21 protein-coding genes are annotated in these 21,058 nt (G+C 39.5%); 13 read left to right on the plus strand and 8 right to left on the minus strand.

Going from position 1 to position 21,058, the window contains the following annotated elements; genetic code table 11:
- Positions 1-2 precede the first annotated feature (2 nt).
- A complete protein-coding gene (locus tag CSC79_RS06060; RefSeq protein WP_099294941.1) occupies positions 3-950 on the plus strand; it encodes a DMT family transporter in 948 nt (315 codons plus the stop codon).
- Here CSC79_RS06060 and CSC79_RS06065 read toward each other — a convergent pair.
- Genes CSC79_RS06065 through pdsO form a run of 3 tightly spaced genes read right to left on the minus strand, consistent with a single transcriptional unit; the run spans position 857 to position 4,215 of the window.
- Positions 857-1,435: a class GN sortase gene (locus CSC79_RS06065; protein ID WP_099294942.1), complete on the minus strand. Its 579-nt coding sequence runs from the start codon at positions 1,433-1,435 to the stop codon at positions 857-859. The two genes, CSC79_RS06060 and CSC79_RS06065, sit on opposite strands and share 94 nt — an antisense overlap.
- Entirely contained in the window at positions 1,432-3,432 is a 2,001-nt protein-coding gene (locus CSC79_RS06070) for a marine proteobacterial sortase target protein (protein ID WP_099294943.1), read from the minus strand. Before CSC79_RS06070 ends, CSC79_RS06065 begins: the two co-directional genes overlap by 4 nt.
- Positions 3,433-3,486: 54 nt before the next feature.
- Entirely contained in the window at positions 3,487-4,215 is a 729-nt protein-coding gene (pdsO, locus tag CSC79_RS06075; RefSeq protein ID WP_099294944.1) for a sortase-associated OmpA-like protein PdsO, read from the minus strand.
- 227 nt (positions 4,216-4,442) lie between these two features.
- Between pdsO and pdsR the strand changes: the two genes are divergently transcribed.
- The 4 genes from pdsR (at position 4,443) to CSC79_RS06090 (ending at position 7,962) form a co-directional block, all read left to right on the plus strand.
- Positions 4,443-5,132, plus strand: coding sequence for a proteobacterial dedicated sortase system response regulator (pdsR, locus tag CSC79_RS06080; RefSeq protein ID WP_099294945.1), 690 nt, complete (start codon positions 4,443-4,445; stop codon positions 5,130-5,132).
- Complete coding sequence (gene pdsS, locus CSC79_RS06085; RefSeq protein ID WP_099294946.1) at positions 5,132-7,261, plus strand: proteobacterial dedicated sortase system histidine kinase; 2,130 nt, start codon at positions 5,132-5,134, stop codon at positions 7,259-7,261. Before pdsR ends, pdsS begins: the two co-directional genes overlap by 1 nt.
- A gap of 263 nt (positions 7,262-7,524) precedes the next feature.
- On the plus strand, positions 7,525-7,689 hold the full coding sequence (locus CSC79_RS20065) for a hypothetical protein (protein ID WP_167850778.1): 165 nt from the start codon (positions 7,525-7,527) through the stop codon (positions 7,687-7,689).
- Positions 7,690-7,728: 39 nt separating this feature from the next.
- A complete protein-coding gene (locus tag CSC79_RS06090; protein WP_099294947.1) occupies positions 7,729-7,962 on the plus strand; it encodes a hypothetical protein in 234 nt (77 codons plus the stop codon).
- Positions 7,963-7,981: 19 nt separating this feature from the next.
- Here the strand turns inward: CSC79_RS06090 and CSC79_RS06095 are convergent, their stop codons facing one another.
- The 4 genes from CSC79_RS06095 to CSC79_RS06110 all read right to left on the minus strand — a co-directional run bounded on the left by CSC79_RS06095 (position 7,982) and on the right by CSC79_RS06110 (position 11,806).
- Entirely contained in the window at positions 7,982-8,482 is a 501-nt protein-coding gene (locus tag CSC79_RS06095; protein ID WP_099294948.1) for a DUF1543 domain-containing protein, read from the minus strand.
- An 8-nt stretch (positions 8,483-8,490) separates the two neighbouring features.
- Complete coding sequence (locus CSC79_RS06100) at positions 8,491-9,840, minus strand: sigma 54-interacting transcriptional regulator (RefSeq protein WP_099294949.1); 1,350 nt, start codon at positions 9,838-9,840, stop codon at positions 8,491-8,493.
- A gap of 3 nt (positions 9,841-9,843) precedes the next feature.
- Positions 9,844-10,287 carry a hypothetical protein gene (locus CSC79_RS06105; RefSeq protein WP_237113972.1) on the minus strand — a complete coding sequence of 148 codons (444 nt, stop codon included), beginning with the start codon at positions 10,285-10,287 and terminating at the stop codon, positions 9,844-9,846.
- A 70-nt stretch (positions 10,288-10,357) separates the two neighbouring features.
- Positions 10,358-11,806 (minus strand): HAMP domain-containing sensor histidine kinase, encoded by a 1,449-nt coding sequence (locus CSC79_RS06110; RefSeq protein ID WP_237113975.1) that lies wholly within the window; start codon positions 11,804-11,806, stop codon positions 10,358-10,360.
- A 570-nt stretch (positions 11,807-12,376) separates the two neighbouring features.
- Here CSC79_RS06110 and CSC79_RS06115 point away from each other — a divergent pair.
- The 5 genes from CSC79_RS06115 to CSC79_RS06135 all read left to right on the plus strand — a co-directional run bounded on the left by CSC79_RS06115 (position 12,377) and on the right by CSC79_RS06135 (position 15,256).
- Positions 12,377-12,604, plus strand: coding sequence for a cag pathogenicity island protein Cag25 (locus CSC79_RS06115; protein ID WP_099294951.1), 228 nt, complete (start codon positions 12,377-12,379; stop codon positions 12,602-12,604).
- A gap of 19 nt (positions 12,605-12,623) precedes the next feature.
- Positions 12,624-12,851 (plus strand): hypothetical protein, encoded by a 228-nt coding sequence (locus tag CSC79_RS06120; RefSeq protein ID WP_099294952.1) that lies wholly within the window; start codon positions 12,624-12,626, stop codon positions 12,849-12,851.
- A 111-nt stretch (positions 12,852-12,962) separates the two neighbouring features.
- Positions 12,963-13,199 carry a calcium dependent protein gene (locus CSC79_RS06125; RefSeq protein WP_099294953.1) on the plus strand — a complete coding sequence of 79 codons (237 nt, stop codon included), beginning with the start codon at positions 12,963-12,965 and terminating at the stop codon, positions 13,197-13,199.
- A gap of 3 nt (positions 13,200-13,202) precedes the next feature.
- On the plus strand, positions 13,203-13,439 hold the full coding sequence (locus CSC79_RS06130; protein ID WP_099294954.1) for a calcium-binding protein: 237 nt from the start codon (positions 13,203-13,205) through the stop codon (positions 13,437-13,439).
- A 140-nt stretch (positions 13,440-13,579) separates the two neighbouring features.
- Positions 13,580-15,256 (plus strand): amidohydrolase, encoded by a 1,677-nt coding sequence (locus CSC79_RS06135; protein ID WP_099294955.1) that lies wholly within the window; start codon positions 13,580-13,582, stop codon positions 15,254-15,256.
- A 2-nt stretch (positions 15,257-15,258) separates the two neighbouring features.
- Here CSC79_RS06135 and CSC79_RS06140 read toward each other — a convergent pair whose 3' ends face one another.
- On the minus strand, positions 15,259-15,489 hold the full coding sequence (locus CSC79_RS06140) for a YgjV family protein (protein WP_099294956.1): 231 nt from the start codon (positions 15,487-15,489) through the stop codon (positions 15,259-15,261).
- A gap of 276 nt (positions 15,490-15,765) precedes the next feature.
- On the opposite strand from CSC79_RS06140, the gene CSC79_RS06145 reads away from it, so the two are divergent.
- The 3 genes from CSC79_RS06145 to CSC79_RS06155 all read left to right on the plus strand — a co-directional run bounded on the left by CSC79_RS06145 (position 15,766) and on the right by CSC79_RS06155 (position 20,986).
- Positions 15,766-16,422, plus strand: coding sequence for a cyclic nucleotide-binding domain-containing protein (locus tag CSC79_RS06145; RefSeq protein ID WP_099294957.1), 657 nt, complete (start codon positions 15,766-15,768; stop codon positions 16,420-16,422).
- Between the two features lie 383 nt (positions 16,423-16,805).
- Complete coding sequence (locus CSC79_RS06150) at positions 16,806-18,716, plus strand: hypothetical protein (protein ID WP_099294958.1); 1,911 nt, start codon at positions 16,806-16,808, stop codon at positions 18,714-18,716.
- Positions 18,717-18,865: 149 nt separating this feature from the next.
- Positions 18,866-20,986, plus strand: a complete 2,121-nt coding sequence (locus CSC79_RS06155) for a YjbH domain-containing protein (protein ID WP_099294959.1) — start codon at positions 18,866-18,868, stop codon at positions 20,984-20,986.
- Positions 20,987-21,058: the final 72 nt, after the last annotated feature.

Consider the following 21,058-nt stretch of genomic DNA (forward strand, 5'->3'; position numbering starts at 1 on the left):
TTATGCCTGCCAGTTTATGTTTAATTATTGCCACCTTTTTATGGGGTAGCTCATTTATTGCACTCAAGTATGCGATTGCTATTTATGACCCCGCGCTGGTGATTTTTTTACGTATGCTAACAACACTAGTCATTGCTGCATGTTTATGGCGCTACGTTATTCGTTTTGACTACCGTAAGGGGGATTGGAAGTATCTTGTGGGGATGTCACTAGCGGAGCCGTGCTTATACTTCCTATTTGAAGGGCACGCTATGGAATACACCTCAGCCTCACAAGCGGGTGTGATCGTCTCTTGTTTACCTATCATTGTTGCTTTTCTCGCGTTTTTTATGCTTAAAGAGTACATCAGTAAGGCCATAGTTATTGGCTTTACCTTTTGTATTGGCGGCAGTATTTTACTGACGCTGCTCTCTCCTACTTCAGATCAAGCACCTAACCCGCTGTTAGGAAACTTTTTAGAGCTCATGGCAATGGTGTGTGCGGCGTTTTACACCGTAGCGGTAAAACACTTAGCCGCGCGCTATTCCCCATTAACCCTTATTGCATTACAAGGTTTTAGTGGCAGTTTATTTTTTGCGCCATTTTTACTGTTTATTGATTTACCCAGTGAAAACCAACATGATTTAACTGCATTAATGAGTATTTTATACTTGGGCTCTTGCGTTACTTTGGGTGGGTATGGTTTGTATAACTATGCGATTAGCAAGGTCTCGGTGCTTACTGCCGCTGCATACTCTAATTTAATTCCAATATTCACCTTAATTTTATCTGCCATTATGCTGGGTGAAATACTCACTTTAGGCCAATGGCTTAGTATTACCGTGGTGTTTGTAGGTGTCATGATCAGTCAACGCCATCAAGAATTAGTCGTTGATGTTGTTGACGACACCTTATCAGCAGAGACTAACAACCTAAATTCGGTCCCTTCCACGACTGAGTCAAAAGGATAGCAAGTTAGTAAATACAAACCACTGTGCGCTAAAAAATCACTTTGGGATTGATGAACGACGTCAATCTCGCGCACTTGATAATACACCACAGCACCACTTTGTGTTTGTAAGCTAAACTGCTCGCCTACTTTAACGTTTTGTAGAAAGGCAAAGTGGGTGTCGTTGTGCCCCGCAATTAAAGCGCCGTGTTCAGAACCAAGCTCACCGCTTGGTAAATAATGGCTTGGCGCAAACGCTAAATTACGGCCACTAGCCCCTGCCAATATCGATAACGTTTTCCCTTGGCTTGGCCAGTTAAGCTGCGCTGTTACATAGCTATCCGCGTAGAACCAAGGTTTTACTTGCTCATTAGGAGTAAGTAACGCTTTTTGCCATGCTTGCTCAATTAAGTGCTGAGCAAGCCATGCCTTTGCTTGTATATAACTGCCATGTGAAAATAAACCCACACCCAACACAAGGGCGAAAACACTAAACCAGAATTTCATTTTTTGACTCTTAAAAAAACGAACCCAGTGATTAAAATGCAACCCAAAAACATGTGTAACCTACTTTGCCCATCAGTTTGCGGCAATCGCATGGTGAGTCCTTGCACGGGTTGATTTGCCACTTGTACATCGTGTTCAGCTGGCGTGTTTATTGCTGTTTGCTCAATCGCGAAAAATGCAGTAAATGGGCTTAGTAATTGATGCTCTAATGCTAGGTTTTGAACTTGCTCTTTTACTAGTTGTTTATCGTTATAAAGTAATAACGACTTAATTTTTTGCCGTGCCCATAATCGGCTTATGCCCATTGCATTTTGGCCTTGCTGTGCATTAAGTTTTAAATTAAGTGGCCCTTGCGCTGTTTGACCGAGAAGACTTACTCCATCATTGTTTGTTAATTTAATGGCCACCATAACAGGCTCTGAAAAATATAAATCAGGTAACGGTGATGGCCAATACTCGAGCTGCTTATCATTACTTTGCAAGGTTAATTGAGTAATGGCAGGATGAGCCAATTTATTGAATAATTGCTGCATTTTCGGTTGTACATCTTTCGTACTACCTATAAAAGTAAATGTTCCCCGACCCACATCAGCAGCGCGTCGCATAAAGTAACTATTTGGTGCACTGCCTATTCCTACCGTAAATAAACGCGTATCACCTAATTGCATGCGAATATGTGTAAATAGTTCAGCTTCATTACTAACACTGCCATCCGTTAAAAATACCACTTGGCGCACAAACCCCTCTTGCTCGCTGTTATTAAGCACCGCATCTAACGCATCTTCAATATTAGTGCCGCCATCCGCTTGTAGGTTGTAAACAAAACGCTCGGCTCGGCGCAGATTAAAGTCATTAGCTGCAACCGGATGCTCGCTCATAGGGGCTACTTGGTCGTCAAACCCAATAATATTAAAGCTGTCGTTTGCATCAAGTAAAGATAATGCATAGTACAACGCACTTTTTGCCTGCTCCATTGATTGACCATGCATTGAGCCCGAGGTATCAATTACAAAAACCATTTCACGCGGCAGTCTTTGCGTTTGAGTAAAGTGATCATCTGGTGGCATTAGCATTAATAAACCGTAACGCTCACCATTTTCCAACTGCTCAGTAAAATACGCAGCTTGCGCTTGCTCTTTTTGCAGTGGTTTAAACTCCAGTAAAAAGTCGCGGTTAACAGCGTTGCCTTCATCAAGTGCAATTTGATAATGTCCAAACTGTGGATTGGTTACTGCAATTTGGTGATATTTAGATTCAATATCAACCAATTCCAATCCAACATCGATATTAATAGTTAAACTAAACGTTCCACTATCAGAAGGCGCGCCAGCCGAAGTTTGATAAACAGGGCTGATCCAACCATTAGCAACTAAAGGCGTGTTAATCGCTTTATTATCTTGAGCGTTTGCAGCTGATAACTCGCCATTAAGTGGATGATAACGCGGTGTTATCGTCATCGGAAATCTAAGCGCAAAAGTACCACTGCGATAATCAATCACTTCTTGATACTCAAGCTCGATAATAACGGTTTCACCAGGGTTTATATTGGCTACATTTGTAGTGAATATATTTGCCCGTTGCTGCCTGACGATGGCCGCTTGTTTACCTGCTTTTTTAGCTTGTTGAAAACGCTGCTCTGCTTGCTCTGTCTTATCTATTTGGCCTTTAATGACACGCTCACCAATACGCATAGTCATTGCATGTACAGCACTTTCATCAGGCAGTGGAAATACATAACGCGCATTCACTGAAAACGGGTTTTCGTTACGGTAATGCTGAGTCACGATAACGTGATTTATCAGACCCGTTACCTTCATTTTTGCATCACTTTGCAAAATAACACCCGGTGCAACGGCTGCGCCTTGACTGTCATACATTTGCAGCTCAACAGCACTTGCCGTCACTAAGCATGGTGTAAAACTACAAACTAATATAAAAAGGCTTACCCACACCTTTACATAAGACTGGGTAAGCACTTTGCTTAGTCTACTCAACATAAAATTCACGCCTAAAATAATTATGTGGGTGCTCTTTAGCGCACCCAAAACGGATTAGTCATTACTGGCTGTTTGTGAGACGTTACTCGGACGAGTAGTCAGCGTTACTCGACGATCAAATACGTTCTCTTCATAAGTGTCACTATTAGCAAGCGTGTGTTGCTCACCAAATGCGTTAGCCGTCAACCGAGTATGGCTAACGCCATGCTTAATTAAGTAACTTTGCACCGCCGAAACTCGCTTCTTTGATAGCCGTAAGTTAGCCTCTTCATCACCTCGTTGGTCAGCAAATCCATTTAAATCAAGTAATAGCTTTGGTTGACTTTTTAACAAAATAACAAGCTGATCAAGTTGCTTAGCAAAGTGGGGAACAATCTCGCTTGACCCCGTTTTAAACTGCACTGTCATTGCCATCAAGTTTCTCATTTGTGAGAGTGTAAGGCGCTCATTGTGCTGCTCTAAAACATCTAATTGTTCGGTGAGCTTAGCGTTATGAGCTAATACATGTTGGTAGTCGTCTGTTTTATCTTGCATCACAACCAGAGCACGTTTTTGCTCAGCAATTTTATCTTCAGCAACTTCCTTATCGCCAATTAGGCCACCAGCAAAAGCACCTACAAATGCACCGACGGGGCCGCCGACGATACCGCCTAAAATAGCCCCTGTGCTGAGGCCAATAACTGTTTCTTTGTGCGTTTCTTTTTTCTCTTCATTGCTTGCATGGGCAAAGTTAGGCGCCGCGAATAAAGTAGCGATGGTGCATGTGATAATAAGTTTTTTCATGATTTATTCCTTTGTACTTAACTGTTTATTCATTTGTTCAGCAGGCGTTGGTTGCCGTCTGCTGTAATTGGGATGGTGTTATTAAAACACTGGCAAGTGGCAACAAAAGGGATGAATAAAGGCAAACTGCTGAGCAATTGTGGCAAAAAAAAGGCAATTGCTTTTTTGCCAGTACCCAAGGTAAAAAATTAGGTATAGTGCAACTAGATAAGTAAGAAGGTATAAAGATGAAAAAAATAGCCATTATTGAAGATGAAACGGCAATCCGCGAAAACTACATGGAAATGCTCAGTGCACAGGGATATCAAGTCAATGGTTTCTGCGATAGAGCAACAGCTGAGCATGCTTTTCAAGACGCACTACCTGACTTAGCCATTGTTGATATTGGCCTAGGCCATGAAATAGACGGCGGTTTTTTGCTTTGCCAAACCTTACGCTCACTTTCAAAAACCTTACCGATTATTTTTTTAACCGCTCGCGATAGCGAAATTGATACCGTGTGTGGCCTTCGTATGGGGGCTGATGATTACCTTACAAAAGACATTAGTATGGCGCACTTAGCCGCGCGGATTGGCGCTTTATTTAGACGCATGGAAGCATTAGAGCAGCCTGCTGATGAAGCCGCATTAATTAATCGTGACCAACTCACGTTGGATACCAAACGTATGCAAGTATTTTGGCAGCAACAATTAGTTGATTTAACGGTGACCGAATTTTGGATGCTGCATTCTTTAGCACAGCGCCCTGGGCATGTTAAAAGCCGCAATGAATTAATGAGTGACGCCAAAATATATGTTGATGACTCAACAATTACCTCGCATGTAAAACGTATTCGCAAAAAGTTTATTGCCCTAGATGCTGAATTTGACTGTATAGACACTGTTTACGGTATGGGCTATCGCTGGGAGCAACTTTAATGCTTCGTTTTGGCCTTCGCAGTAAATTTATCTTCTTGTCATGCTTTTTACTTTTATTACCCTGGCTAGGGTACGAATACGTATGGGAAATGGAGAAGTTTTTACGTCAAGGCCAAGAAAAAACACTCGTTGGCACAACGCGCGCACTCGCCACTGCGTTGCATGAACGCCCTGCTTTATTTGATTCACAAAGTAACTTTTTAGATCAAGTAGTTAAAGGCCGAGACCTTTATGCCTATAACCTCAGTAACCCAATTCAACTGGATGGCAAATTATCTGATTGGCAGCCTTATCAAAATTTAATTTGGCATTATGATGAGCGTTATTTACAAGGTAATAAGACCAATCATCAAAGCACTGATCTGTCTTTTGATCACATGGTGGGAAAATACGGCGAATTTTTATATGCGGTTTTTAATGTAACCGATGAATCACTCGTTTACCGTGCCAAAAATAGTTTGAGCCTTACCCGCAATGATCACCTTCAAATCATGTTAAAAACACCACAGGGTGAGTTTAAACATTATAATGTCGCGGCTCGCCAAGATGGCTGGGTCAATGCATTTGATGCCCAAACCAATAAACCTTTTACTAAAATTCAGGGTTATTTTACCAGTACAGCCGTAGGCTATAATATCGAACTACGATTTCCGTTAAGTATGCTGGGTAATAAGCTTGGCTTTGCTATCGAAGATTGGGATGCAGAAAAAGTAGAACCACAGTTAATGTCAACGTCGAACATACTTAACCCTAATGATATTGGCTCAGTGCTTGTCCCCTCCCCTGAAATTAACCGCATTTTAAAAGGCATGGGCCACAGCGGCAGCCGTATTTGGGTGGTTGATAATCATCACCGCGTATTAGCACAATCAGGCTCAATTCACCATGCGGATGGCGTCTGGGCTGATGGCCTTGCCGATAAACCCGCCAAAACATGGTGGCAACGCTTTGAAAAAAATTACTTACACCCGCTTTATTATAAAGTACTTACTCGTCCAGAAGACGAATTTTTAGACACATTGCACGATGTAGCATCTATGCAAGGCAGCCATATTGGCAAGGCACTCAATGGCACACCAGCGTCATCATGGCGACTGACACCGGATAACAAAGCAGTGATATTATCGGCTGCTTACCCTATTTGGATCAATGATAAAGTTATTGGTGCAGTTATCGCTGAAGAAACAACGAATGGTGTTCGCACCCTGAGAAATAAATCACTTGAGAAGCTATTTAATGTCATTTTAGCGGTAATGCTAATTGGCACTGTTACTTTATTCTTTTTCGCTTCACGTATATCAAACCGAGTCAGGCGTTTACGTGATACCGCTGAGCAAGCAATCGATGCGCAAGGGCGAGTTACTGGAACAATTAACTATTCAGATTCAAATGATGAAATTGGCGACCTATCACGTAGTTTTGCAAATATTGTCAGTCGCCTTGGCGGCTACACTAACTATTTAGAAACCATGTCATCACGACTATCTCATGAGTTAAGAACCCCTGTTGCTGTAGTGCGTAGCTCTTTGGAAAATCTTCAAATGCAGCCACAATCAGAGCTCAGTCAAAAATACTTAGATCGGGCCAGTGAAGGGGTTGAGCGCTTAGGCAAAATAATTACAACCATGAGTGAAGCCACTCGGCTTGAACAAAGTATACAAAGCAACGAGCCTGAGCCATTTGAACTACAAAAAATCATCAATGGATGTATGCAAGGTTACCAGCTGACTTACCCACACCACACATTTAAGCTAACAATTTGTGACAGCCCAATTCCTATGATGGGTGCGCCTGAATTCATCGCGCAGCTACTCGATAAGCTTATTAACAATGCGCTAGAGTTTAGCTTAATAGACAGCTGCATCAGTGTCAGTTTAGCTAAGCACGACAATGAGGCTGTACTCACCGTCACAAATAAGGGGCCTTTATTACCTGAAGGGATCTCAGAGCATATTTTTGATTCGATGGTATCAATCCGCAGCCAGCAACTTCAGCAACAACCACATTTAGGGTTAGGTTTGTACATTGTGCGTTTAGTCTGTGATTACCACGACGGTAGTGTTATTGCAGAAAATACACCACAGCAAGACGGCGTTATATTCACCATAAGACTCCCTATATCGATGTAAGCTAATCTTTGGATCATCATTCTTATTAGTTACTTAAGGTCGATTCGATTCACTCATAATTCAGACTATTTCAGGTACAGTAAGATTCAGTTTGATTAACCACATAGACACAAGCCACCTCAAGGTGCAGCATTCTGCGTTTCACAGGGACTTAATATCAAGGTGCTGTTTACAAAAATAGCAGTCCCTTTAAGAAGGAATAACGATGAGAGTAAGTCTATGTAAAACGCCCGAGGGCTAGTTTGGATAAAAAGGGGAGATATATGATATTAAAACAAGAAGAAATTGATTTTATTTTTGACTTATACCAAGACTCTTATAGTGATAATGCAAGGCAGGATAAAAACGAGCCTATCACGGAAAAACATGATGCAGCGCAATCTGTTGTTACTTTTAAAAATAACATGTTTGACCTAAAAGCGGTTTGATCTTTACAATGTCGCATCTTGTAAAAGCCATGTTTAACCATGAAAAGTCATTCAGCCAAAAAAGAACTTATTTTATTACCCATTCTGCTTATCGTGATCTTACTGTGTGTGGCAGGACATTTTCTATTACAAGCGAGTTTCGCTGACAGTAACCTCACTGAATACTTGCTCGCAGCACTGCCTTTTGCCATGTTTGGCTTTGTTATTATTGCTTTTAAAATTGCAAGTAAAAGTGAAGATAAGGAACGCCAAGAGCAAAGCGACAACGATTAGTCGCTTACTAAAATTTTACTTATAAAATATGATAGCCAAACCAGTCTGGTTTAATGCCTTGAGATTGACCACTTGGCGTTAGTTTTATATGTAATTGGCTATCAAGTAAATCAATGGCAAAGCAATCATCTACATCATGTAAGTCATCTTTGTGCAAATGACTTAGACCCGCTAACAAATGCTCCTTAGCCCGTTGTTTCGCTTGCTCAGCGTCGTTTGCCACATACAAAGCAAAATCATGTTGTTCAGCTAGGCTATCAGCGCGGTATGCGCCTAGATTTACAAAAAACAGTTTTTCTGGCTGCGCAACAGGCTGATTTACAACCTCAACTTGATAACCATCAATGTGCTTGATTGCCATAAAGCTGTCCATATGCACACTGTTTTTATCACCAACCCATTGGCTTTTAAGTTTTGTATAGCATTGCTCTATTGCTTCACCTACCACAAAACGTATGTCGTGCATTTCTATATGACAACCCTGTATTCTGCCACCTAAGTACACCATAAATAACTGCATTTTTACCCCTACAAAATATTATCAACGTCAATGCTGTGTTTCTTTATTAGCTTATAAAAATCAGAGCGATTTCGTTTTGCAAGCTTCGCCCCTTCTGCCACATTTCCGCCCGCCATTTTTAACGTATTGATCACGTAATCACGTTCAAATTCTTTTTTCGCGTCGTTTAAAGATAACGGCTCAACATTACTCTCATTACTATTAAGTGCACTTAGTACTAACTGTACCGATATTACCTCACTTGGCGTCAATGCAACAACCTGCTCTACCACATTTTGCAATTGGCGAATATTACCTGGCCAATCATAACGAACTAATGCGTACATAGCATCTGTAGCAAATTGCTTTTGTGTTTGCCCCATTCGTTTAGCAATCATTGAGCTAAAATGCTGTGCTAGTAAGCTAATATCCTCTCGACGCTCTTTTAACGCCGGTAGCTTTAAATTTACAACATTTAAGCGATAGTATAAATCTTCTCTAAACTGTTGATTAGCAATGGCGTCGGGTAAGTTTTTATGGGTTGCAGAAACAATACGCACATCAATTGGTATCTCTTCTTGAAAACCAACTGGGCGGATGGTTTTTTCTTGTAATACACGTAATAACTTAACTTGTAAGTTTAATGGCATATCACCTATTTCATCTAAAAATAACGTGCCGCCTTGAGCTTGTTGAAATAACCCTTGGTGATCTTTAACAGCACCTGTAAACGCGCCTTTTTTATGGCCAAACAACTCCGACTCAAGCAGCTCCCCAGGCACTGCACCACAGTTAATGGCTACAAATGGCCCATCACTTACATGGCTATGTTGGTGAATAGCATTAGCAAGTAACTCTTTACCAGTACCACTTGCCCCAGAAATAAGCACGTTTACTTGGGTTGGACCTAAAAGCTTTACTTGTTCAAGTAAATGCAACATTGCGCCGCTACGAGTTACAATAGCGCTGCTTGAAGCTTGTTCATCAGCATTCAACCCATGAATTTCAATTGCTTTAGCGAGGCTGTCAAATAACTCATCTTTATCCACGGGCTTGGTAATAAATGCAAAAATTCCCTGTTTGGTTGCTTCGACAGCATCGGGGATCGAACCATGAGCCGTCATCATTATCACTGGCAAGGCCGGATAACGACTTTGTAACTGGCGATGAAGTGTCATACCGTCCATTTCATCCATACGTAAATCGGTGATTACTGCATCAAATACGTGGCTTTTTAGTAATTGTAACGCGACTATGCCACTTTCGCAGGTTGTCACTTGGTAGCCCTTAGATTCAATGCGAATAGCAAGTAACTTAAGCAAACTTGCATCATCATCTACCAATAAAACACGTGCACTTTGGGTTAATTGAGTTGCCATAGATTACTGCTCCTTGGTTTCTTCGCGTAACAGCAGTTGCTGCTCGATGGTTGCTAGAGACGATAAGGTCTTTTGCATTTTATCACTCAATGCCTGCTGCTGTTTTTTAGCATTGATTTGTTGTTTGATTTGCTGTTTTTGTAGCCACCAGTAATGTTTAATATCATCAGGCCAATAATATGCTTGATCGAGCTGTAAAAGCATTGTCAGCACTTTTTCAGGTGCTAAGCTATTATTTTTACAACTGAAGTTAAAATACGATTGAATTTCTCTCTTACCCACATACTGTTTCTTATCAGCAGCTAGTACAAAACCGCCACAAGACGAGGCATGCCAAGCAATCACTGTACTTGCCGATGGATAAGCCGGTTCCGTTTTGGGGCGAGGCTTTGGGTTTGGGTGGACCGCTTTCATTGAATCGGTGTTTTTTGTACTTGTATCACTCATTAACTCACACCCTGTCAATCCTATTAGGATAAAACAGGCCAAAAAAGCTGACTTAAAATCACAAGTCATATTAATTCACTCCTTGTTGAATCGGTATTTGAATAGTGAAACAGCAACCTTGAGGACTATTTTCCTCAACAGTAATTGTACCTTTAAGGTGTTCAATTGATTCTTTTACGATTGTTAATCCTAAGCCGCTGCCTTGGGAGTTTTCTATTTGGCTTGCTTTTGTTTGATAAAAAGCATTGAATATTTTGGATTTTTCATGCTCTTTAATCCCAATGCCATGATCACTGACTGTTATTATTAACTGACTCTCAATCAGTACGAGTTCAACTTTGACAGAGCTTTCATTGGCTGAGTATTTTAATGCATTAGAAATGAGCTGAATAAGGGACATTTCAATTAGCTCACCAGCCAAAGGAAGAGGCTTATCGGGTAAATTAGAATGCCAACACAAAGTTTGCTCGCGAGCTTGCAACCGGTGCTCAAAATGGTTATTTATTTTTTTTATTATATGACTGAATTCAACTTCATTTAAATTATCTTTACTGGTACGAATTGCATTGTAACTAAGCAAGCTCTCTATCATAGTACGTAAGCGTTCCATACTTTGAGTGATTAACACCAGCACTGCCTGCTGCTCTTTGTTTATAGGCCCTACGATTTCATCAGTCAGCAAATCAGTGCCTTCAACCATAGAGGCTAAAGGCGTTTTCAGCTCATGCGTTACATGGCGCAAAAAAGTGTCCTTTTGCTGCTCTAAGGTATGTAATTGAGCCTGCACCCATTGTAATTTATTACCTAACTCAACAAGCTCCGCAGATCCTTGCACTGATATCGTTTGTTGCCAATGTCCTTGCCCTAATTTATCTATCACGTTAGTTAATCCCTTTAAACGGCCACTAATACGCCATAGAAACCCCCCGCCTACTAACATAGTTAACGGCAGAAGTGCAACTAACCAATTTATAAAGGAGCTCTGTAACGCCTTTAATTGCTGTTGATTTTCAGCAATTTTTTGTTCATTTTTCTCTCGTAACCACAATGTTTGTTCATTAATAAGCTGACTAATTGGAATAAACAGCTTGGCATTTTGTGCATTTTCCTCAATAAGCTGTTTTTTTGTATTATGTAGCACGGTCAACAATGATTGCCATTTTTGCTTACCTTGTTCATTACTTAATACTATTAGTTCATCAATTGTCTCAAATGATGCGGTCCACTTATCTTTAATAAGTCCATCAAGTGATTCACTTTTTAATACCCAGTTTTGCCTTGTTGCTCGCTCTAAACTATTCAGGTCTTGCTTAAGGCTATTAAATGATTTGGTTACCTTGTAGTTGCTATCCACAATAATTTGAGTGGTGGCAAGCTGTTTATTTAACGCATTTAAAAAAATAATAACCACCAAAGACAGGGGCAATAAAGACAATAAAATACTAATCAAAAACTGCCCGATAAGACTCGGTCGCCACCTAAGCATAGTTTTGTATTTTTTGCCTATTGTCACTTGTATTACCCTTCCTTTTTAAATAGTCGTTTGTATGCCAAAACCACCTCATGGTGCAGAATTCAGCGTTTAACAGGGGCTTAATATCAAGGCGTTACTATGCAACAATGGCAGTCCCTTTAAAAGTAACAACAATGAGAGTAACTGCCTGCGAAACGCCCAGCAGGTTGGCTTAAAAGCGGTTTATACTGCGTTATTGATTTTAACAAGGGAACAACCATTATTTGCAACCAATGCCTTGCTTAAATCGCTTTTCATTCCAACGACGCTCGCACCTCTAGGTGGCCTGAGTATATTATCAGGCAGCTAACTTAGACACTCGCTGAATAAAACACTTTTAGATGCATTTTAAAGTCCTGCTGTAGCTAACTTGCAACACGCTAAGTGATTAGTTTAAAAGGTGTTTTTTATTTACACCCTTACCTTGTTGCAAAAAAGACACGCCACTGAGTATTTTTTTCTTACCTTACACTTTATGAAAATTTAACCATCTGATTTATAAGAAATAATATTATTGGCACTATTCTTGTTATCACTATCAATTAAATACAACATATATCATTAAAAAGGATGTTTATGAGCACTCGTGTAATCACACTATTTTGCCTAAGTGCAATACTAAGCTTTAGTGCAACTGCTTTAGACAGCAAGGCCATCTTCGCCGAGTTAGATAAGGATGGTAATGGGATGCTAAGCGAAGGAGAGGCATATGAGGATGCCATGCTTTATAAAAATTTTGAGCAAATAGATAAAGACCACAGTGGTCAAATTTCATATGCCGAATTTAAATTATTTATTCAGTAATCAATGTTAAGGAAACAAGATGAAACAATTAATAAGTGCATTTGCATTAATGTTTTTGGCCATTAGTGCGTCCGTTTTAGCCTCTCAACTCAATGTTAAATTTGCGCAATTTGACGTTAATTCTGATGGCGAAATATCACGTTTAGAAGCTAAAAAGAGCGATAACCTGTTTAAACAATTTAGCGATCTTGACGAAAACGGTGACGAAATGCTTTCTGAGCGCGAATTTGAACAACTAAAGCGTTAAGCAAATTAAAGTATTTGCCATAATCCCGGAGGGATTGTGTAAATGGATTTAATGTTGGGATTTAAATTATGGCAAATACTTTATCTTTAACATTCATTAAAGGAATAAATAATGAAAAACACAGCACTTATTTGTGGATTAATGATCAGTGTAAGCTTTGGTGCATCGGCACTAGATGTAAAGCAGCGCTTTGATCACTTAGATAAGGACAAAGATGGATTTTTAATAAAATCGGAACTTGATCCCCAACCGCAGTTACTTAATGATTACCAGCGCTGGGATAAAGACAGAGACAACCGTATATCCTTACTTGAATTTAAACACTATTTAACGAATAGCTTGTATTAAAATATGAACAAACAAAATATCATCGTATTGCCCCTGCTATTACTGACTAGCTTCAGTGGTTTTGCTATGACCAATACACAGGCAGATACGTTCAAAGCATTGGATAAAAATGAAGATGGCCTATTAACACGTGCAGAAACAGCGAGAGATCCTGCGCTTTGGTCGCGTTTTAATAGCTATGATACCGACAAAGACAGTCGTTTATCTCTTGCAGAGTTCAGCGTATATGCCAATAAATGAGCACATTTAAAGTTTTGTATATGTACTGGTGTTTTACTAATTAATACATAAGCATATGCTTTTACAAGGAGCCTTAAAAGTAACACAAATATTTTGCAGCACTGATATTCTCTGTTAATGTTTATAAAAACAACAATTAGATGACTCTCATAATGAAAAACTTGCTCGCATTATCCCTCTTTCTTCCTTTAATAGCAGTTGCTAATACCAAGGTTATTTACAATGCAAATGGTTACACCCCAACCTACAAAGGCGAGCTGACACAATTTTCAACCCTTGTGATAAAAGATGGTAAAGTGGTTAAGGTGGGTTCTGATGAGCTAAAAAACAGCTTTCCTGATGCTCAAAAACTCGATGCAAAGCAAAGAACACTTTTACCAGGGCTGATAGATGCCCATGGCCATGTTATTGGTTTAGGTCAAAACTTATCTCAACTGGATTTACGCGGCATTGAATCTGTAAAAAGTGTTCAAGCCAAGTTAGCTGATTTTGCGAAAGGCAAATCGGGCTGGATAATTGGCCGAGGTTGGAACCAAGAGCTTTGGCCTTCGAAGCAGTTTCCAACCGCTGCTGACCTAGATAAAATTATAAAAGATATACCAGTCGTACTTTCTCGCGTTGACGGTCATGCAATTTGGGTTAATAGTAAAGCAATGGCTTTGGCAAATATAACCGCATCAACTAAAGCCCCTACTGGTGGAGAAATTATTCGCACCCCAAATGGCGCGCCCAGTGGTATTTTTATAGATAAAGCCGAGGGGTTAATTACCCACTTTATTCCTTCACCTTCTGAGGCTGATATCAATCAAGCGCTCGATAAAGCAGGTAACCACCTATTAAGCCTCGGCATAACTTCCACTCACGATGCAGGTATCGATAAACAAACATGGCAAACCTATAAACAGCGCGCTGAACAAGAAACGTTACCCTTGCGGATTGTTGCGATGCTTAACGCGACGGATTCATCACTTGAAACAATGCTCAAGGCTGGTCGTTTTAAGGATATTAATGATTATATGTCTATTCGCAGCGTTAAAATTTACGCTGATGGCGCATTGGGTAGCCGAGGTGCCGCGTTAATTGAGGATTATGCTGACAGAAAAAATCACAAAGGTTTAATGTTAGAAACTCAGCAAAAATTAGAGGCATTATTTACCTTGAGCTTTTCTAACGGGTTTAGCGCGAATACACATGCAATCGGTGATCAAGCAAACAAAACGGTGCTTAATGCTTATGAAAACGTATTTAAACAAACCGGTGGGATTTTACTTCGCAACAGAATTGAGCACGCACAAATCGTTGCCCCGAATGATATCCCTCGTTTTAAAGCATTAAAAATTATTCCATCAATGCAGCCCGTCCATGCGACTTCTGATATGCATATGGCAGAGCAACGTTTAACGCCAGAGCAACTCACTGGCGCTTATGCTTGGCAAACTTTCTTAAATCAAGGCTCTGTTGTTGCCGCCGGTTCCGATTTTCCTGTAGAGCTGGCCAACCCTTTTCATGGTTTGTTCTCAGCAATTACAAGAATGGATCATCAACTACTTCCCAAAAATGGCTGGCGCGCAGATGAAGCGTTAAGCCGAGAAGACGCATTGCGAGCTTTTACTCTTGGAGGAGCATACGCTGCGCATCAAGAGTTTAAACTAGGCAGCTTAGAACAAGGAAAGTGGGCAGACTTTATTTTAGTTGATAAAGATTATTTCAAAGTACCAGTAGAAGACATTTATAACATTAACGTTGAACAAACTTGGATAGCAGGTGAACTAAAATACCAAAAGACAAATGTTAATAAAGTGGATACTGCAGAGTAATATTATTCTGCAGTTTTTGACTTTTTACGCTCAAGTTTAATTAAGTGATATAAGTTAACAAAGGTCAGTAACCCATTTGTTATTGCGACTGGCCATGCACTTATTGCAACACCATAGAGTGTAAATGCTATACACCCAGCAAAATTTAACCAGCGCAGTTTGACTACATCGCTCATCGTTAAAGAAGCAACAAGTAAAGCAGAAGCTATGTAACCTAAATATTCCCAACTCATTTGTTTTCCTAACTATTAAGATTAACACTATGGGTATTGCGATTTAGGTGCAATAGCGACACAATGTAGTACTGTATAAAAAACTAACTTACTTAAAACCTAAAGTAAGCTAAATGCATACTTTTAAATAATCGTTACACGGGATATAAAGGTGTCAAACTTGTATAAGTGCTGAGGCGCTTAAGCAAGCTAGTAAGTTAGTGTAAATTCTTAGAGTTTTAATGCTATCGCCATTAAGATGTAATAAATAGGACAATTGTCCGAAGAGCATATTTGATGTTTCAATATCATTTTTCGAGTTATCTAGTTGAGCAACTTCTCACATTTGCTGGTAGTCGATACCAGCAATCAAAAAAAGAAGTACTAATTCACCAAGATCAGCCTTTAACAAAGCTTGTGTTAGTACGTAGTGGCACGGTGTCATTTAGTTATGATGTGGGTAACGGCAGACGTCTGTTGCTTGGGCAGCTTGATTGTAATAATACACTAATTGGCGAAATTGAAGCTCTAAACAATAATCCGTGTATTTATACTGTAACTTGTTTTAGTGACGTGAGTTATAACTTAATCGAATTGAAACATTGGCGAGCCTTATTATTAGACAAGCCCGAGTTGAGCTTATATACAGCACAAACTATTGCTGCAAAATTTCAAGAAAATCAAAAAATAAACTTGGATAAGCTATTACTCCCTCTTGGTTACAACATTGCTAAAGACTGTTTATTACGAGCAGAAAATAATAACCCAACGTTACTGCGTGCTTACCCAACGGTCAACGCCGAAGCAGAGCGGTTTGCAACAACCGAGAGAGCCTATCGTCGTGTCGTATCAGAGCTTGTAGAGAAAGGCTTAGTAGAAAGGTCTAACAATGGTTTGAAGGCCGTTAGCCTTGATAAGCTCAGTGATTACGTGGATAGCTTTTCACAAATCTAACTATATTATCCTTTTAACGAATGCTATTATTAGTGAAATTAAACAAAACATACATAATTTAGCAATACAAAAGATGCTAAATTACACTAATAAGTTTTACATGGTATGCTTGTTACATTAGCATCTAAACTTTAGGTTAAGCGCTGAAAATACATTATTTGTACTCATCTTGTGTACTCTTGCAACACTGATTACAAATTTCTTATAAATTTAAAGAAAGTATATATAATGTTCACTTGACGTATATATAATGTGCGCTTATCCTTCATTAACAAAATTATTGTATCATAGCAAAAGTACCTCTTTAAGGGACCTCCAATGATACTAGTTTAACTGCAATTAAGTCTGTTTACTTAAAGAGAAAGGAAAGAAAGGTAACGATTATGGGAAATAATAATTTCAAGCTAACCAAGCTAGCGCTAGCTCTTGGCCTAACAGCAAGTCTAACGGCTTGTTTCAGCGACAACGATGACAACAAATACGAAAAACCACCAGTTAAGCCACCTGAAACGGTTGTAGTAGCTGTGCCGCCAGCGGCAGTTGAAGTTCAAGCTGGTGCGATAAGTGTAAACTTAGTTGACGCGACTGGACAACGTTTAGCTGACACAGTAACTGCGACTATAAAATTTACTTCGTCTGAAGACGGACTTTTAACTGCCGCGGGTGAAGCCCTGTCAGATGCAGATAAGTCGACAACAGCTAGTAACTTTTCTTTCACTATTGGTTCAATCCCTGCTGATGGCGTAACATATAATTACGTTGTATCTGCTGAAGGCTTTTTGAATAACTCTGGCAGTCTTAGCGTTACTGCTGATGACAATATATCTGCTCAAGAAATCAGATTAACACCAAGAACTCTTGCTGACTCTGATGTTGCAATCGTTGCAGAAACTAAAGGTTTATCAGACCTTGCTGATGAGGGTACAACCGTAGCATACGACCCTGCTTCTGGTTTATCTGTAACTGGTGACAAGACTGAAGTTGAACTTAAGCAAAGCATCCCTGCCGATAAAGCATCAAAAGCGACTGGTGGTACTACAGTAAAAATCAAAAGTGGCACCCAATTTTTAGATAAGGATGGTGCAGCATTAACTTCAGCTCCACAAATGACTGTTGCATACTTTGCCAATGAAGCAACACGTAACGATAATGAGACTGATGACGTTGCTGAAGAAAGCTCTTCGTTAGATGCATTTCCTGGTGGCTTAGCACTTTCAGTTGCTAACCCAGATGGTACTGATTCTCAGGTTGATGGTTCATTCACTTCAGGTGGTTTTGTTGCTATCGAACTTGTTGATGATGAAGGCAATAAAGTAAGTACATTTGGTGAAGGCAACACAATTACTGTTGCAATGGAAGTTGACAAGAAAACTTCTAACCCTTGCCCTGTAACACTTCCTGCTGACACAGATATTGCAACTTTCGCAGAAGAAAATGGCTTCAGCAAAGGTGTTTGTACTGTTGCGAATCCAACTCCACGTAAACTTGCAGCAGGCGATATTTTCCCTGTTTGGAGTTACGATGAAGATGAAGGTAAATGGTCATTTGAAAGCTATGGTGAAGTAACTGTTAATGCAAACGATGCTCTTGACGGTACTTATACTACATTTGACGTCTCTGTAGACGTTGATCACCTTTCTTATTGGAACTTAGATTACTTTAATAACAACCAATGTTCTAAAGTATCATTCGACATGGTTGACGCTAACGGTAATGCAAATGCTGATCAGGTTTCTGTGCTACTTGAAACTAATGGTTTCCGCAGAAAGTTAACAACTTACTATGGTGATTATTCTCAAGGTAACATTAACAACCCACCAAGCTTCCCTGTAAACATCAAGGTTCTTAGGGATGGTAAGAATATTCTTGACGGCTTATCTACGGACGTTGATGGTAATGCATCTAAGTTAAGTGTTAATAACCTATGTGATTTAAATGGCGAAACACTCCAGCTCACGACTACTGCATCTACCAAGATTTCAAAACAAGTTACGACTCAACTTGTTTGTAGCAATACAGAAGACTTTGAAGTAGCTGCGGCACCGGTTCCAACACCAACCTTTGCTTACTTAGAACGTAATGGTAGATTCAGTAACTACGTTTACGGTGAAGGTGCTACATTTAATCTTTCTTTAGATGAAGGTGCAATTTACACACTTTACTATTATGATTACGCAAATAGTGCTTGGTTAAATGAAGCCTTAGAAGTTAATACGACATCAGTGGCATTCGATATCCCAACTGTATGTGAAGTTGAAGAAGTTGAAGCTACAGGTTCTGGTTCTGGTTCTTAATTAGTACTAAAACATTACCTTCTAAAGCCGCGCATTTGCGCGGCTTTTGTTTATCTTACTATTAAGTTATTGCTTCATTTATATTATGGTAGAAGTAACTTTGGGTTTTAAAATTTAAAACCTCATTTAAATCTAAATTGGTTAATCACGTGACTTATTATAAAAAAACTCTCGCGACACTTTGTGCAATTGGTGCCAGCTCTTCTGCTTTTGCTGCTAATGATTTAAATCATGGCATTGCATTTAATGGTTTTACTGGAATTTTTCATACTCCGACAGCGGCTGTAATGAATAAAGGTGATGTAGATATAGGCTATAGCAACCAGCTTGAAATAAGAGATAAATACACTGACGGTCATAATTTCACATTTTCTGCGGGGCTTTTCGATGGCCTAGAGGTAAGCGGTCGAATTACTTCGTCGTCGATGCATGATAACCTTTATAGCTACGAAAATGACGGGCAAATTCGCGATCTCTCATTTAATGCTAAATATCAAATCCCATTTATTCCTAAAGACTGGTTTACTATCGCTCTTGGTGCAAAAGACATAGGTGGTGCAGCTAATAACTATGAAGCCTATTATGCTGTAGTTTCAAAAGAATTATGGGACTTTCGTTTTAGTGCGGGTATGGGGAGCTCTGACGCGCAAATAGGCCAACTTAACGGCGCTTTTGCAGGTGTTGAATATCAACCTTTCACTTGGCTATCTATCCTTGCAGAGCATGACTCAGAAGCTTTTAACCTTGGTGCAAAGGTGACTATTCCAAAAGAGTGGTTATACGACATTGCAACAGTTTCAATTAACAGCCGCTTTTACTCTAATACTGAGCTTGCTGATGAAGACACTTATTGGGGAATAAATATCAGTATGCCGCTAAGCGATCAAGCACAAAGCAGCTACACTGAACCTAAAGCAGCCCCCACACCTGATAATACACAAACAGCTTCTGTAGCAAAAAAAGATAGAAAACCACAATTTGAGGTGAGCACTTTAGCAAACTCAAACTCAATGCAAACTGTATCTAAGCCTAAAAAAGTAGAGCAATCTAACCAAGTTAACAATCAAAGCATACATGGCTTAAAATCGGCATTGAGCAATGATGGCTTTGAAAATCTGCGTGTGGGTTTATCTGATAGTGATTTAATAATAGTTGAATTTGAAAATTCAGTTTTTAACCGAAACGAAATTGATGCTTTAGGCCTTGTGTTAGGCCGTATTACTGAAAATTTCCCTGAAGGAAATAACGACTTTATTGTTCGTTTATCAAAATTAGACATACCTATATTACAAGTAAGTGGGCAACTAGAAAATTACCGACGCTTTATTAGTGAAAATATAACGCCTGATTTACTCGTTAAAACTCAATTTACTAGTCAAGATACGAAATCTATTAAATGGGCTGGAAATACAACAAAGACAAGTCCTTACTTTGTTCCAAGGGTTACATTTTCACCTTCTTTATCATCTAGGCATGCAACAGAGTTTGGCGTACTCGATTATTCATTAGCACTTCAAGCTGACTTAAATATTCCGATTTGGCAAGGTGCTGGTATAAATGTAACCGGCCAAGTAAATGTAGCAAACACAAGTCATTTTGAAGAGCGCAGAATTTTCTCAAATTCTCGTCAAGAAACAGGTATTAAACGTGCAGTTGCTTACCAGACATTTTCGCTTCCATTTAATATCTATAACCAAACTCAGGTTGGACTATTCCAAGATTACTTTGACTATATGGGTATAACTAATGAAACGGCGTGGCAAAGCCCAGCAGGTGCTCATAAATTAAAGGCTAAAATAGGCTATTTTGAATATAAAGATTACAACACCGATAAACGTGATTATTCGTTACTTTCATACCGTTATTTATGGGCCGAAAAAGATGTTTCCTTCCATATAACCGGCGGGCAGTTCTGGAATGAAGATACAGGCTATAAACTTGAAACGAAATTTTGGTTCGGTGATGCGAATTTAAGATTAATGTACATAGATACCGATGTACAAAAAGTTGGTATAGGTTTTAGTATCCCACTATCGCCTCGAAAAGATATGAGCGCAGGTAATTGGCAAGTCAAAGGTGCAAAAAATTGGGGTCACAGTGTGAACACTGTAATAAACCAAGATGTTAACCTAATTAATAGAACAAGCGCAGTGACACCTACATCGTCTATTGATCTTGATAAAACATTCTTTAACCAAGATAGAATGTCGAGTAGCTATATTTATTCTCACCTTGCAAGGTTAAAAGAAGCATTTGAAATATATAGATAATATTTAACCTGAACTCTGGTTAATAGATGTACTAATGTATTGATATTAAATCACAAATATATTTATTAGTCT

The sequence above is a fragment of the Pseudoalteromonas sp. 3D05 genome, from assembly GCF_002723455.1.
GTDB lineage: Bacteria > Pseudomonadota > Gammaproteobacteria > Enterobacterales > Alteromonadaceae > Pseudoalteromonas.

Bases quoted from the DNA above. Each gene is read 5' to 3' on its own strand.
- CSC79_RS06060 (WP_099294941.1), top strand. From the start codon at position 3: ATGCCTGCCAGTTTATGTTTAATTATTGCCACCTTTTTATGGGGTAGC.
- CSC79_RS06065 (WP_099294942.1), bottom strand. From the start codon at position 1,435: ATGAAATTCTGGTTTAGTGTTTTCGCCCTTGTGTTGGGTGTGGGTTTA.
- CSC79_RS06070 (WP_099294943.1), bottom strand. From the start codon at position 3,432: ATGTTGAGTAGACTAAGCAAAGTGCTTACCCAGTCTTATGTAAAGGTG.
- pdsO (WP_099294944.1), bottom strand. From the start codon at position 4,215: ATGAAAAAACTTATTATCACATGCACCATCGCTACTTTATTCGCGGCG.
- pdsR (WP_099294945.1), top strand. From the start codon at position 4,443: ATGAAAAAAATAGCCATTATTGAAGATGAAACGGCAATCCGCGAAAAC.
- pdsS (WP_099294946.1), top strand. From the start codon at position 5,132: ATGCTTCGTTTTGGCCTTCGCAGTAAATTTATCTTCTTGTCATGCTTT.
- CSC79_RS20065 (WP_167850778.1), top strand. From the start codon at position 7,525: ATGATATTAAAACAAGAAGAAATTGATTTTATTTTTGACTTATACCAA.
- CSC79_RS06090 (WP_099294947.1), top strand. From the start codon at position 7,729: ATGAAAAGTCATTCAGCCAAAAAAGAACTTATTTTATTACCCATTCTG.
- CSC79_RS06095 (WP_099294948.1), bottom strand. From the start codon at position 8,482: ATGCAGTTATTTATGGTGTACTTAGGTGGCAGAATACAGGGTTGTCAT.
- CSC79_RS06100 (WP_099294949.1), bottom strand. From the start codon at position 9,840: ATGGCAACTCAATTAACCCAAAGTGCACGTGTTTTATTGGTAGATGAT.
- CSC79_RS06105 (WP_237113972.1), bottom strand. From the start codon at position 10,287: ATGAGTGATACAAGTACAAAAAACACCGATTCAATGAAAGCGGTCCAC.
- CSC79_RS06115 (WP_099294951.1), top strand. From the start codon at position 12,377: ATGAGCACTCGTGTAATCACACTATTTTGCCTAAGTGCAATACTAAGC.
- CSC79_RS06120 (WP_099294952.1), top strand. From the start codon at position 12,624: ATGAAACAATTAATAAGTGCATTTGCATTAATGTTTTTGGCCATTAGT.
- CSC79_RS06125 (WP_099294953.1), top strand. From the start codon at position 12,963: ATGAAAAACACAGCACTTATTTGTGGATTAATGATCAGTGTAAGCTTT.
- CSC79_RS06130 (WP_099294954.1), top strand. From the start codon at position 13,203: ATGAACAAACAAAATATCATCGTATTGCCCCTGCTATTACTGACTAGC.
- CSC79_RS06135 (WP_099294955.1), top strand. From the start codon at position 13,580: ATGACTCTCATAATGAAAAACTTGCTCGCATTATCCCTCTTTCTTCCT.
- CSC79_RS06140 (WP_099294956.1), bottom strand. From the start codon at position 15,489: ATGAGTTGGGAATATTTAGGTTACATAGCTTCTGCTTTACTTGTTGCT.
- CSC79_RS06145 (WP_099294957.1), top strand. From the start codon at position 15,766: ATGTTTCAATATCATTTTTCGAGTTATCTAGTTGAGCAACTTCTCACA.
- CSC79_RS06150 (WP_099294958.1), top strand. From the start codon at position 16,806: ATGGGAAATAATAATTTCAAGCTAACCAAGCTAGCGCTAGCTCTTGGC.